Source organism: Nocardia sputorum (assembly GCF_027924405.1).
GTDB classification, from domain to species: domain Bacteria; phylum Actinomycetota; class Actinomycetes; order Mycobacteriales; family Mycobacteriaceae; genus Nocardia; species Nocardia sputorum.
On sequence record NZ_AP026978.1, the window covers coordinates 2,032,334 to 2,046,139 of the forward strand.

A 13,806-nucleotide genomic window follows, 5' to 3' on the forward strand; every position below is an offset into this window, starting at 1 on the left:
ACCAGGCAAGGGGTTTCATGCGACAGCCACGCAGTGCGGTACGACTGATCGGAGCGCTTGCTGCGGGCACGCTGGCCGCCGGGCTGATGGTCGGCTGCTCCAGCAAGAATCAGGTGCCCTCCATCGGCTACGCGACAGATGCCATCATCGCCACCTATAACGGCGGCAGCACACTGGGGGCGAGTTCCGGGTCCCCCGCGGTGTTCTCCCGGGTGCTCACGGGGTTCTTCTACACCGGTCCGGACGGCCAGCCGGTCGCCGACACCGACTTCGGCACCGCAAAGGAGGTGCCGGGCGAGTCGCAGACCATTCAGTACCGCCTCAACCCAGACGGCGTGTACTCCGACGGGGTGCCGACCTCCTGCGACGACTTGGTGCTGGCCTGGGCCGCCCGCAGCGGGCGGTACACCAAACCGGGGGACCGGGGTCCGGTTCCCCTGTTCGACGCCGCGAGCACCACCGGCTACGACGCCATCGAGCGAGTCGACTGCCAGCCCGGCTCACGGGATGCCACGGTGGTCTTCCGGCCCGGGCGGCGTTATCTGCCGTGGCGCAACTTGTTCACGGCGGGTGAGCTGATGCCCGCGCACGTCGCGGCCCGGGTGGCGAACGTGCCCAACGTCGTGTCGGCGTTGCAAACCGGCGACCCGAACGCCCTCGGCAGGATCGCGGAAATCTGGAACACCGGCTGGACCATTCCGGCCGACGGGCGGCTGGACCTGTCGCGCTTCCCCTCGTCGGGGCCCTACCGCATCGAGTCCTTCGGCAGCGAGGACGGCTTGGTGCTGGTGGCCAACGAACGGTGGTGGGGCAACAAACCGGCGACCGGGCGGATCGTGGTGTGGCCCAAGAACTTCGACCTGAAGAAGAAGGTCGGCGAGAACGCGGTAGGCGTGCTCGACATCGGCGCGCAGTCGGTGAAAGACCTGAATCTGAGCGCCTTCTCGGTGCAGACCGTGCCCGGCCGGGGCGCCGAGCAGCTGGTGCTGGCGACCGGCGGCGTCTTCTCCTCGGTCGAGGCGCGCCGGGCGTTCGCGTTGTGCCTGCCGCGTCAGACGCTGTTCGACAAGCTCGGCAAGACGCCGGACGCGCCGAAGACCGGGCTCGGCTCCGGCCCCTTGAACGCGCATGTCGTGCAGCAGGATTCCCTGTTCTACCCCGCCGTGATCGGCGCGTCGAAGAATTACTCCGGCGGCGACGTGGCGAACGCGACGAGGGCGGTTGCCGCCTCCGGCGCCCCGAACCCCACCGTGCGCATCGGCTACGCGGCTCCGGACGACCGGCGTGCGCAGACCGTCGCTCTGATCGCCGAGGCCTGCAAACCGGCCGGCATCACCGTGGTGGACGCCGGTGCACCCGACTTCACCCCCGCCCGGCTCAGCGAGGGCAAGGTCGACGCCGTCCTGGGCAGCACCGCGTCGGCGCCCGGTCCGGCGGGCTCGCTGGGTGGTGTGGCCGCGACCAGCGCGTTGCGCACCGGTAGCGGTCTCAATTTCGGACGGTTCGGCAACGGCCGTTACGATGCGATCACCGATCAGCTCGGGGCCGACGACAATTCGGCCGTACAGCTGAATCTGCTCACCGAGGCGGAGAACCTGCTGTGGGCGGAGCTGCCGAGCATCCCGTTGTTCGCCACCCCGCGCACGATCGCCTTCGGCAAGGGGCTGCGCAACGGGATCGCCGCCCCCACCCAGGCCGGATCCGGCTGGAACATGGACCGGTGGGTGCTCGAGCGGTGATCGACGGTGTTGGGTGATGTGATCATGGAGAGGTGTCGATGAGCAAGCACGCGGCAATCGAATCCGAGGACGTAGCCGCCGAACGGTCCACCAAAGCCGCCGAGATGGTCGACCGTTTGACCCGTTGGCACGACGACTTTCCCTCACCCGGTGTTCGTTTCGCGGATCTCACCCCGGTGTTCGCCGACGCCGAGGGCTTCCGCGCGGTGGTCGACTGCCTGGCCGCGTGCGCCCCCGACGCCGATCTGGTAGCCGGCGTCGACGCTCGCGGCTTCCTGCTCGGAGCCGGTGTCGCCGCGTCGCTCGGTACCGGCGTGCTCGCCGTCCGCAAGGCGGGCAAGCTGCCGCCCCCGGTGATCAGCCGCGAGTACAGCCTCGAATACGGCACCGCCGCGCTGGAGATCCCCGCGGACGGCGTCGAACTGGCGGGGCGTCGCGTCCTGTTGCTGGACGACGTCCTCGCCACCGGCGGCACCCTCGCCGCCGCCGCCGAACTGTTCAAGCAGGCGGGCGCCGAAGTGGCCGCCGCCGCGGTGGTGCTGGAACTCGGGTTCCTCGGCGGACGCGCACGGCAGGGCGACTACCCGCTGACGTCGATCGTCCAGCTCTGAGTCCACCGGGGTCTGCCCGGCGTGCGGGAGAAGTCCCGCCGAAACCCGTTGCCCGGATCCGGGCGGTCTACGACGAGCACACGATCGTCGTCTACCAGGCATAATCCCCGGAGATCGCCGAACCCGCGCTCGCCGCGGGAACTTTCGTGGCTCCGTTCCGCCGGGAGCGGATGACGTGGATCCCGAGGAGCGCCCCTACCCGCTGCCCGCGGCCGCCGCCATCGGAGCGTCGTCCTGACCCGGACGTGTGATCCGAATCGCACTGGCGCATCCACCGCCGCTGTGTTTAACCTGTAGAGGTCTTATTCCCGTTGATCGGAGTCTGCCGTTGCTCATTTGAGGTAGCCACTCGTGCGGCCCGCTATCGCGCGCCGTGTTCGTCGCAACCTCTGGGAGCTGGCATGACCAATCTGTCTTTTTCCGATCTCACTTTCGGCTGGCCGGACGGCACCCCGGTGTTCGAGGGGCTCGACGCCGTTCTCGGTCCCGGCCACATCGGACTCGTCGGTGGAAACGGCGCGGGGAAGTCCACGCTGCTGCGGTTGATCGCGGGGGAGCTGAAGCCCGCTCGCGGTTCCATCACCGTCACCGGTCATCTCGGGTACTTGCGCCAGGATCTCGGGCTGAGCGCCGGGCAGCGAGTCGATGCGGTGCTGGGCATCGCGGAAATTCGAAAAGCATTGCACCGCATCGAGTCCGGTGCAGGCGATGACACCGACTTCGACTTGGTCGGTCACCACTGGGACGTCGAGGAGCGCGCGGTGGCATTGCTGGCGCGACTCGGTCTGCACTACGTCGCCGATTCGGTGCACCAGCTGGACCGGACGCTCGACACCCTCTCCGGTGGCGAGACGGTGCTGCTCGGGCTGGTCGCCGAGTTGCTCGCCGAGCCCGACGTGCTGCTACTCGACGAACCGACGAACAACCTGGATCGGGTCGCGCGCGCACGGCTCTACGAGGTGATCGGCCAATTCTCCGGCACGGTGCTCACGGTCAGCCACGATCGGGAGCTGCTGGAGCGGATGGCGTCCATCGCCGAGCTGCGCCACGGCGAACTCCGGTTGTTCGGTGGGAATTTCAGCGAGTACGAGCGGATCGTCGCGGCCGAGCAGGAAGCCGCCCGTGCCGCGATCCGGGATGCGCGCAGCGATGTCCGCAGGCAGGCCCGCGAACTCGTCGAGGCGCGCATCAAACTGGACCGCCGACAGCGGTACGGGCAGAAGATGTGGGACCAGAAGCGCGAGCCGAAAATCATTATGGCCGAACGCAAACGGCAGGCGCAGGTGTCCGCGGGCAAGTTGCGCAACAACCACATCGAGAAGCTCGACTCCGCCAAGGATCAGCTCAAGCAGGCCAAGGGGTTGTTGCGCGACGACCGGGAGATCCGGGTGGAGTTGCCCGACACCCGGCTGTATCCCGGTCAAGACGTCATCGAGCTGGACCGGGTCGAGCTGGCGTGCGGGCCGACGGTGACGTTGCGGGTGTCGGGTCCGGAGCGGATCGCGCTGACCGGACGCAACGGCGTCGGCAAGACGACGTTGCTGCGGCGCATCACGCAGGCGGGGCCGAAGGTGCCGTGGCGGATGCTGCCGCAGCGGCTGGACGTGTTCGACGAGCGGCTGTCGGTGTTCGAGAACGTCGCCTCGACGGCGCCGCACGCCTCCGCGGAGCGGATCCGGGCGCAGTTGGCCCGCTTCCTGTTCCGCGGCACGGACGCCGACGTCGCGGCCGCGGCGTTGTCGGGCGGTGAGCGGTTGCGGGCGGCGTTGGCGATGCTGTTGCTGGCGGATCCGGCACCGCGGTTGCTGTTGCTGGACGAGCCCACCAACAATCTCGACCTGCCCAGCCTCGAGCACCTCACCCAGGCGCTGGCGAGCTTCGAGGGCGCGCTGATCGTGGTGAGTCACGATTCGCGCTTCCTCGACGATATCGGGGTGACCCGGCGCCTGGAACTCACCGAAGAGGGCTTGGCGGAGACGTAGGCGGCAGTTCGCCGGACCGTCCGCGGTCCGCCGGCGGGCGGGACGAAGAACCGGCCTGGTCCGGCGGCGATCGGTTCGATCCGTACGGCTATGGGAACCGGGCACCGGATCGTCGTGCCCGGTTCCCCGTGCCGGTCCGCGAGAGGCGCGAGTTCACGCCCGGGCCGCACGCCGGAGGATGGCTGGATGTGCGAGCAGGCGGGGCGCCAGTCGCACCGCGAGATAGGTGAGCGTCAGCCAGGGACGCAGGTGCGGCTGCAACGTGCGGATGCGGCCCTGCTCGTCGAGTCCGACCACCAGCGCTTCGGTCAGCCGGAACGGTCCGATCGTGGCACCGGCCAGCAGGACACGCCGCGTACCGTCGCCGATTTCCTCCGTCCAACGCAGACCGGTGAGGCTTCCGTAGGCTGCCGTGAGCAGCACACACAGGTCGTCGCGGCCACGGAAGACCAACCGGCCGGACAGCGGCGAGACCAATTCGGCATCGGGTGCGAGAACCCGCGTCAGCGCGTCGATGTCGCCGCTTTCGGTCGCCCTGCGGAATTCGGCGATCGCGTCGGACATGGTGGTCGGCCCCTTCCCTCGTCGCTGGGTCCGAACCTAGTTCAAGTCACTTGCAAAAAGCAACGGACTAGACTGGCCGAATGCCCAAGGCCGCTTTCTCCGACATCGTCTGCTCGATCGCGCGCACGGTCGACGCGATCGGCGAGCGCTGGACACCACTGATCCTGCGCGACCTGTTCATCGGGCTGACCCGGTTCGAAGATCTGCGCCGTGACCTCGGCATCGCTTCCAATGTGCTCGCCGCGCGCCTGGACGCACTGCACGGGCACGGCATCGTGGAAAAGCGTCCGTATCAGTCGAATCCGATTCGCTACGAGTATCTGCTGACCGAACGTGGCCGTGATCTGTATCCGGTGCTGACCGTGTTGATCACGTGGGGCGACAAGTGGCTCGCGGGCACGGAAGGTCCGCCCGCCGTCGTGGTCCATCGCGAATGCGGGCGCCCGACGTCCGGTGTGGTGGTGTGCCGCGAGTGCGGCGAGCCGCTCACCGCGGGAAACGTTCGGTGGCTTTCCGGCCCCGGTGGGCGGCGAGGCCCGGGAACGATGCTGATCGGCGGCCTGCTCGAAGCCGGAGGCCCCACGGGCTGATAGGGCCTCGCTCGGGTGGGTTGTCGTCGCCCTCGGGCTCGAGGGTGCGGGTGGACCTGTCCGGTGCGGGATCGGACGCCGGCTGCGGCGATCCTTGACCGCGCTAGTTTTAGTCACATAGACTAAAACTAGAGAGGACGTGATCACATGGGATACGGACATTGGGACGACTCCGCCTATCGCGCGGCCAAGACCTTCCGCGCCGCCCGAGGGATCGATGATTTCGGCTACACCGCCGACATGCGGGCCGAGCCGCACGCGAACTGGCGGGTGCATCCGAACCTGGACCCGCTCGGCGTAGCGGTACGCGAGTGCCGGGATTCGGCCGAGCACGGCAATTCACTGCCCGTCGCGGTGCTGTTCGACGTGACCGGATCGATGGGGCGGGTTCCGCGCATCATGCAGGACAAGCTGGGCACCCTGCACGGTCTGTTGCGGCGCAAGGGCTATGCGGACGATCCGCAGATCCTGTTCGGTGCGATCGGTGACGCGGACACCGACCGCGTGCCGCTGCAGATCGGTCAGTTCGAATCCGACAATCGGATGGACGAGCAATTGCGTGCCGTCTTCCTGGAAGGCGGAGGTGGTGGGCAGAAGTCCGAGAGCTATGAACTGGCCGCCTATTTCCTGGCGACGCATATCGCGACCGACGCGTGGGAGAAGCGACGCAAGAAGGGCTATCTGTTCCTGATCGGCGACGAACTGAACAAGCCGCGGCTGGCCTCCCGCCACATCCGCGCGATCATCGGCGACAGTGTGCGACAGGACATCGCGGTGGAATCCATCTACCGCGAACTGGCCGAGCGATGGCACGTGCACTACATCCTGCCCGACCAGTCGAGCTACTTCCACGATCCGGAGATCGCCGAGCACTGGCGCGGGTTGCTCGGCCAGAACTTCCTGCGCCTGGACGACCCCGCGGCGGTGTGCGAACTCATCGCGCTGACCATCGGCTTGGCGGAGGGGCGCGTCGACCTCGCGGGCGGGCTCGCGGACTTGCGGGATGTCGGGTCCGAGGCCGAGGCCGAGTCGGTCGGGAAGGCGCTCGGGGCCGACGATACGCGACCGCGGGCCTTGCCGCGTGGCCGCGGCTGAACCGGAAGGGCGCATGGTGCCCGGGTCGCACATCATCGTCGTGGATCTCGGATTCGGGGACGCGGGTAAGGGCGCCACGGTCGACTGGCTGTGCGCGCCCGAGCAGGGCTTCGATGTCTCCGCCGTGGTCCGGTTCAACGGTGGGGCGCAGGCCGCGCACAACGTGATCGCCGACGGACGGCACCACACCTTCGCGCAGTTCGGATCGGGGACATTCGCAGGCGTGCCGACGCTGCTGTCGCGGCACATGCTGGTCGAGCCGATCGCGCTGGCGGCCGAAGCGCGCATGCTGGCCGCGCTGGGCGTGCGCGATCCGCTGTCCTCGATACGGATCGACGGTCGGGCGTTGCTCACCACGCCGATCCACATCGCCGCCAACCGTGCTCGCGAGGATGCGCGGGGTTCCGCGCGGCACGGTTCGTGCGGCAGGGGGATCGGCGAGACCGCGGGCTACGCGCTCGCCCACCCGGCTCCCACCGTGTCCGATTGCCTGCGTCCCTTGGCGCTGCGGCGCAAGCTGCGTGCGCTGGCGGAATACTACGGGCCGCTGATCGCGCCGAGTGGACATCGGTACGAACCGATCGACGACCTGGTGGAGATGTACCGCGAGTTCGCCGCGGCGGTACCGATCGTCGGTGACGACCAACTGGCTCGGTTCGCGCGGCAGGGCGCCTTGGTGTTCGAAGGGGCGCAAGGCGTCCTGCTCGACGAGTGGCGCGGGTTCCATCCGCACACCACTTGGTCGACCGTCGAACCGCGCAATGCGCGTGCGATGCTGGCCGAGATCGGCGAGTCGGGTTACGTGCTCGGCGTGACCCGCACCTATCAGACTCGCCACGGCGCGGGCCCGTTTCCCACCGAGGATTCCGGCTTGGACCTCCCCGAGCCGCACAATGCGGCCGGTCGGTATCAAGGCGAATTCCGTCTCGGCCACTTGGACACCGTGTTGCTGCGTTACGCCATCGAGGTGTCGGGCGGCGTCGACGGCCTCGCGGTCAACCACCTCGACGTGCCCGGAAGGCGGTATGCCGCAACTGAGTACATCGTGGACGGTGTGGTTCGAGACACCGTGCCCCCTGGACGCAGGCAGGACCTGGATCACCAGCGGAAGCTGACCCGGCTGCTGACGCGCGCCGAGCCCGTCCTCACCGAAATGCCGGACGATCCCGTGCCGTGGCTGGCCCGGACCCTCGGCGTGCCGGTCGTCCTCACCGCCCACGGTCCCGGCCGCCGCCACCGCGCACGCACGGCGTATGCCGCCGCGGCGTGAATCCTCCGCGCAGGTGCCGTTCCAGTGGCACACCGCCCGACGGGCGCGCGGCCGGTCGGGGCAGGATGGGTGGCCGTGGAGCAGTCCGTTGTGTCGGTGGATGTCGTGGCGTTGCGGTTCTGGGACGAGGACGGCGGCGTCCGGCTCGGAATCGCGCCCCGGGCGATGGAACCCTTCGCGGGGCAGCTGGCCTTGCCCGGTGTGCTGCTCGGCCGGGGGGAGCGGCTGGCCGTCGCGGCGCGCCGAGCGGTGCACACCAAACTGGGCGTCCCGGAGGCCGCGATCGGCTCGGTGGGGCAGTTGGTGACCTTCGACGAACCGAACCGTGACCCGCGCGGTCCTACGCTCTCGATCGCGATGTGGGCGGTGGTGGGGCCGCACGAAGGACCGGCGCGGTGGACCGGCTTCGACGAGGTTCCGGAGCTGGCGTTCGACCACAATCGCATCGTCGCGATGGCCCGCGATGTCCTGACGCGGTTGCTGTGGAAGGACCTTCCGTTCACCAGAGCCCTGCTCGGCGCGGAATTCCCCGCGACCAGGGCCGTGGCGGCCGCGACAGCGCTGTCCGGAGCCCGGCCCGACGCCGCGAATCTGAACCGCACGCTGGCGGCCATCCCGGGCCTGACGCGCACCGCCGAACGCCGTCGCGTCAAAGCGACCGGCAGGCCTGCGGCGGTGTGGACTTTCGGCACGCCGGAGTGAACGGCGCGAGGACCGATCCCCGGCCGTTCGGGCATCAAACCGCTATCGCGGGCTTGTCGCAAGTCGAGCAGGCCGGGGCGTCCTGCTCGAACTTCGGGATGGGGCCGTGATTCCGGTCAGGATTCCCGGCCGGATGATCGCTCCAGGCGGCGGGAAGCAGCGGGTGCCCTCGGTCTGTGGCGCGGACGTGACGACTGCGACGCCGACAAGGCCGATCACCGCCGAAGTAGTCTCAACGATCGGGGGCCGATCGTGTCCACCAGCACGCCCGGGGCCGACGACCCCGCGACAAAGACAACGCCCTAGGCGACGAGGCCGGGCGAGTCATGGCCGGGACGGTATGCGGTCGCGGTCCTCCGGACGATCCGAGCCGGGGACTATCTCGTATACGGCGTAGCTGCGGCCGAGTACGGGAAAGGAGACATTGCGTACCGGCACACCACGTGGGGTGCGCCCGAATTCTGTTCCACCATGGGCATGTCCGTGCACAGCGAGCGCCGCCCCGCCCGCGTCGACCGACTCGGCCAGATCATGACAGCCGAGTCCGGGATAGATCTTGGACGGTTCACCGGCCAACGTGTCGATGATCGGAGCGAAATGCATGAGGGCGATGCGGGTTTCGCAGTCGATCGAGGCGAGCGCCTGGCGCAGGCGAAGGGCGTCGAGCGGGCCGCGGCGCATGCGGGCGCGGTGTTCGGCGGACCCCTCGTCCGGCGTGCCGGGATGGTCGGGAAAGCCGCCGCTGCCGCCCATGACGCCGGCGACACCCAGCCGGATACCTCCGATCTCGAGGGTGATCGCGGTGCCATCCAGCACGTGGACGCCCAGTGCGGTGAGCCGTGCCGCGATCAGGTAGCCCGATCGCTGATCGTGATCGTGATTGCCGAGCACGGCGACCACCGGTACGGGAAGGCCGTCGAGTTCGGCGCATAGCAGATCCGTTTCCGCTCGCGTGCCGCCGTCGGTGAGATCGCCTGCGAGCAAGAGGATGTCGGCGTCCGCGGACAGACGACGAAAATCGGGGCGGAAGCGTCCGGCCACCGCCGCGCGCATGTGCAGGTCGGCGACGGCCGCGACACGAATGCACCCGCCGGTGCGCGCTGCGGTCACGACGGTCAGTCGGCCATATCGGCGAAGGGGTGTCAAGCGACGGCGCTGAGCCGCCCATCGCGGTCTGCCTGGTCGCGGGCCGAAACTTCGCGTTCATCTGACCGCGACCCGTTGTGAAGTCGGTATATAGCTTGACGCTATTCCGCGTTCAAGGACTGTTCAGTGAGGCTACGGGCACTGTGGCCGCCGATGAAACATCCATGAACACTGCCGCGGCAGCCTATCGCGCGTACCGGACGGTCCCGCATGGTCAACGGTATGAGCCGAGCGCGACTGCTGTCGAAAGTCGTTGCCGCAGCGACGGCCGTGTTCCTTCCGTTGTCCGTGGCGGCCGGCGTCGCGCAGGGGGAGATGCCGACGGCCAAAGTAGTCGTGATCGGCTTGGACGGCCTGATGTACGACAAGATCGAGCAGGCGAAGGCGCCGAATCTGCTGCGGTTGAGCGGCGAGGGGTTGCTGAGCCGTTCGTCGATCGCCCCGCACACCACCATCTCGGGTCCCTCTTGGGCCACCGTGCTGACCGGCGTGTGGGATCGCAAGCACGGCATCACGAACAACCAGTTCACCGCCGAACCGTTCATGCGACACCCGACGGTCTTCACTCAGCTCGAACGGGCGCGGCCGGCGCTGAAGACCCAATCCATCGCCACCTGGGACCAGATCGCCACCATAACCGGCAGCGGCAGTCCGCGCGCCGACGTCGTCGTCTCCACCGCGACCGTGCCGGACGATCCGGACGAGTCCCGCACCGACGCCGCCACCGCCGACGCCGTGGCCGCCGCGATCGGCAAGTTCGCGCCCGACCTGCTGTTCACCCATCTGGACCAGGTGGACCGCGCCGGTCACGACGCCGGTGGCGCGTCGCGCGCCTACCTGGACGCCGTGACGCGGATCGACGTTCTGGTCGGCCGCATCGTCGCCGCCGTGGACGCTCGTGCCGCCGCCCATCCGGCCGAACAGTGGACCGTGCTCGTCACCGCCGACCACGGCCACAAACCGAAGGGCGGGCACGGCGGCCAGTCCCCGGACGAGACGACCAACTTCGTCATCGCTCGCGGCCCCGGCTTCCGGCCCGGGGCCACCAGTACGCGAGCGACCCTGGTCGACATCGCCCCCACGGTGCTCGACCTCCTCGAGGTCGCTCCCCCCGCCGATCTCGACGGTCGCTCCCTGCGTACCGAGCCCGGACCCGCCCGTACTCCGTTGTCCGGGTCCCAGCCTGCCGCGATTCGCTGACAGGTGTTCGTTCGCGGATCCGGCGTTCGCGCTCGCTCGTCGGTGCGGGACAGCTCTGCTTCCCTGAGCCGTTGCAGCCACCCACACGATGAACTGAAAGCGCTGCTCATCGACGTTTCCATGGGATAGCGGAACGCGTCCGGTCACGCTGTGGCCAGCGAGCTGGGTGGATCGCGGTCACCCGACTCGTGACGGTCGTACGGGGCGGCCGGGACCGTCTCCCTTCCTTGTCCCGACACCCCGGGGCGCAACCTTCGTCCGCGGAGCGGACGTGGGTGCTCCGCCCGGACTAAAGTTGGTGGTCCGGGAGGTTGCACCGGTCGGATAGGGTGGTCCGATCGAGGCGCGGAGAGGTGGTGGCATGACTCAGCATCTGGGCGAGGCGAAGGTCGAGCAATCGACGTCGGGCCCGCGGCCGAACGGTGCGGGCGCCACCGACGCCGCGCAGGCCGCGAAGCCGCAGGCGCCGGCGAACGCGACGCCTCCGCGTCAGCCGGGCGCTTCCTCCGCCGTGCCGTCCTCGGCCTCGCGCCGGGTGCGTGCGCGCCTGGCCAGGCGCATGACCGGGCAGCGCGGTATCGCGGCGGTCAAACCGGTGCTCGAGCCGCTGGCCACCGTGCACCGCGAGCTGTACCCGAAAGCGAACCTGACGCTGCTGCAGCGCGCGTTCGACGTGGCCGACGAGCGGCACAAGCATCAGTTCCGCAAATCGGGTGACCCCTACATCACCCACCCGCTCGCCGTGGCCAACATCCTCGCCGAGCTCGGCATGGACACCACCACGCTGGTGGCCGCGTTGCTGCACGACACGGTGGAGGACACCGGCTACAGCCTCGAGCAGCTCACCCAGGACTTCGGTTCCGAGGTCGCCCACCTCGTCGACGGCGTCACCAAGCTGGACAAGGTCAATCTGGGCGCCGCCGCCGAGGCGGAGACCATCCGCAAGATGATCATCGCGATGGCCCGCGACCCGCGCGTGCTGGTGATCAAGGTGGCCGACCGGTTGCACAACATGCGGACCATGCGGTTCCTGCCGCCGGAGAAGCAGGCCAAGAAGGCCAAGGAGACGCTGGAGGTCATCGCTCCGCTGGCCCACCGCCTCGGTATGGCGACGGTGAAGTGGGAGCTGGAGGACCTCGCCTTCGCGATCCTGCACCCGAAGAAATACGACGAGATCGTCCGGCTGGTCGCCGACCGCGCACCCTCGCGCGACACCTACCTGGCGAAGGTGCGGGCCGAGATCGTCAACACGCTGGCCGCCTCCCGGATCAACGCGATCGTCGAGGGCCGCCCGAAGCACTATTGGTCGATCTACCAGAAGATGATCGTCAAGGGGAAGGACTTCGACGACATCCACGACCTGGTCGGCATCCGCATCCTGTGCGACGAGGTGCGTGACTGCTACGCGGCCGTCGGCGTGGTGCACTCGCTGTGGCAACCCATGGCGGGCCGGTTCAAGGACTACATCGCCCAGCCGCGCTACGGCGTCTACCAGTCACTGCATACCACCGTGGTCGGGCCGGATGGCAAGCCCCTGGAGGTGCAGATCCGCACCCAGGACATGCACCGCACCGCGGAGTTCGGCATCGCCGCGCACTGGCGCTACAAGGAGACCCGCGGCAAACACTCCAACGACACCGCCGAGGTCGACGACATGGCGTGGATGCGCCAGCTGCTGGACTGGCAACGGGAGGCCGCCGACCCGGCGGAATTCCTGGAGTCGCTGCGCTTCGACCTGAAATCGCCGGAGATCTTCGTGTTCACGCCGAAGGGCGACGTGATCACGCTCCCGCAGAAGTCGACCCCGGTGGACTTCGCCTACGCCGTGCACACCGAGGTGGGCCACCGCTGCATCGGCGCCCGGGTGAACGGGCGCCTGGTCGCGCTGGAGCGACAGCTGGAGAACGGCGAGGTCGTCGAGGTGTTCACCTCGAAGGCGCAGAATGCCGGCCCCAGCCGCGACTGGCAGAACTTCGTGGTGTCCCCGCGCGCCAAGGCGAAGATTCGCCAGTGGTTCGCCAAGGAGCGGCGCGAGGAGGCGCTGGAGAGCGGCAAGGAGCAGATCTCCAAGGAGGTCCGCCGCGTCGGGCTGCCGCTGCAGCGGTTGATGAGCGTCGACGCGATGACCGCGGTCGCCCACGAGCTGCACTACACCGACATCTCCACGCTCTACACCGCCGTCGGCGAGCACCAGGTCTCCGCGCACCACGTGGTGCAGCGGCTGATGGCGCAGCTCGGTGGCATCGGCGACGTGGAGAACGAGCTGGCCGAGCGCTCCACCCCGTCGACGACGCCGAGCAGGCAGCGGGTCACCGGCGACGCGGGCGTGCTGATCCCCGGCGCCCCGGGCACGGTCGCCAAGCTGGCGAAGTGCTGCACCCCGGTGCCCGGTGACGAGATCATGGGCTTCGTGACCCGTGGCGGCGCGGTGAGCGTGCACCGCACCGACTGCACGAACGCCGGTTCGTTGCGCGAGCAGGCCGAGCGGATCATCGAGGTGTCCTGGGCGCCGTCGCCGTCCTCGGTGTTCCTGGTCGCGATCCAGATCGAGGCGCTCGATCGCACGCGGCTGCTGTCCGACGTCACCAAGGTGCTGGCCGACGAGAAGGTCAACATCCTGTCCGCCTCGGTGGCCACGCACGGCGACCGGGTGGCGATCAGCAAGTTCACCTTCGAGATGGGCGATCCGAAACACTTGGGGCACTTGCTGAACGTGGTGCGCAACGTGGAGGGCGTCTACGACGTCTACCGCGTCACCTCCGCGGCGTGAGCGGCCCAACCGTGCGGTAGCTGCCAATTAGCTATCTTCTCAAGGTGTTTCGCGTGCCCCGAACTCCGCTTCGGGGTTGTCAATCGAGACGATCTGCCGGAAACTTGTCGGACCGATTCTGGGAACGCGCCGCGGTG

11 protein-coding genes are annotated in these 13,806 nt (G+C 68.7%); 9 read left to right on the forward strand and 2 right to left on the reverse strand.

The window, feature by feature from the left end; genetic code table 11:
• Window positions 1–17 precede the first annotated feature (17 nt).
• The 3 genes from QMG86_RS09410 (at window position 18) to QMG86_RS09420 (ending at window position 4,332) form a co-directional block, all read left to right on the forward strand.
• Window positions 18–1,739: an ABC transporter substrate-binding protein gene (locus tag QMG86_RS09410; RefSeq protein ID WP_281878937.1), complete on the forward strand. Its 1,722-nt coding sequence runs from the start codon at window positions 18–20 to the stop codon at window positions 1,737–1,739.
• Window positions 1,740–1,843: 104 nt separating this feature from the next.
• Entirely contained in the window at window positions 1,844–2,350 is a 507-nt protein-coding gene (locus QMG86_RS09415) for an adenine phosphoribosyltransferase (RefSeq protein WP_281880874.1), read from the forward strand.
• 401 nt (window positions 2,351–2,751) lie between these two features.
• A complete protein-coding gene (locus QMG86_RS09420) occupies window positions 2,752–4,332 on the forward strand; it encodes an ABC-F family ATP-binding cassette domain-containing protein (RefSeq protein ID WP_281878938.1) in 1,581 nt (526 codons plus the stop codon).
• A gap of 153 nt (window positions 4,333–4,485) precedes the next feature.
• Here the strand turns inward: QMG86_RS09420 and QMG86_RS09425 are convergent, their stop codons facing one another.
• Window positions 4,486–4,896: a nuclear transport factor 2-like protein gene (locus QMG86_RS09425; RefSeq protein WP_281878939.1), complete on the reverse strand. Its 411-nt coding sequence runs from the start codon at window positions 4,894–4,896 to the stop codon at window positions 4,486–4,488.
• 80 nt (window positions 4,897–4,976) lie between these two features.
• On the opposite strand from QMG86_RS09425, the gene QMG86_RS09430 reads away from it, so the two are divergent.
• From QMG86_RS09430 to QMG86_RS09445, 4 genes are all read left to right on the forward strand, one after another.
• Window positions 4,977–5,486 (forward strand): winged helix-turn-helix transcriptional regulator, encoded by a 510-nt coding sequence (locus QMG86_RS09430; RefSeq protein ID WP_281878940.1) that lies wholly within the window; start codon window positions 4,977–4,979, stop codon window positions 5,484–5,486.
• A 147-nt stretch (window positions 5,487–5,633) separates the two neighbouring features.
• Window positions 5,634–6,581, forward strand: a complete 948-nt coding sequence (locus QMG86_RS09435) for a hypothetical protein (protein WP_281878941.1) — start codon at window positions 5,634–5,636, stop codon at window positions 6,579–6,581.
• Between the two features lie 13 nt (window positions 6,582–6,594).
• Window positions 6,595–7,851, forward strand: coding sequence for an adenylosuccinate synthetase (locus QMG86_RS09440; protein ID WP_281878942.1), 1,257 nt, complete (start codon window positions 6,595–6,597; stop codon window positions 7,849–7,851).
• 75 nt (window positions 7,852–7,926) lie between these two features.
• Entirely contained in the window at window positions 7,927–8,553 is a 627-nt protein-coding gene (locus QMG86_RS09445) for an NUDIX hydrolase (RefSeq protein WP_281878943.1), read from the forward strand.
• A gap of 324 nt (window positions 8,554–8,877) precedes the next feature.
• On the opposite strand, the gene QMG86_RS09450 is transcribed toward QMG86_RS09445, so the two are convergent.
• Entirely contained in the window at window positions 8,878–9,663 is a 786-nt protein-coding gene (locus QMG86_RS09450) for a metallophosphoesterase family protein (protein WP_281878944.1), read from the reverse strand.
• Window positions 9,664–9,921: 258 nt separating this feature from the next.
• On the opposite strand from QMG86_RS09450, the gene QMG86_RS09455 reads away from it, so the two are divergent.
• Window positions 9,922–10,899 (forward strand): alkaline phosphatase family protein, encoded by a 978-nt coding sequence (locus tag QMG86_RS09455; protein WP_281878946.1) that lies wholly within the window; start codon window positions 9,922–9,924, stop codon window positions 10,897–10,899.
• A 361-nt stretch (window positions 10,900–11,260) separates the two neighbouring features.
• Complete coding sequence (locus QMG86_RS09460; protein WP_281878947.1) at window positions 11,261–13,669, forward strand: RelA/SpoT family protein; 2,409 nt, start codon at window positions 11,261–11,263, stop codon at window positions 13,667–13,669.
• Window positions 13,670–13,806 lie beyond the last annotated feature (137 nt).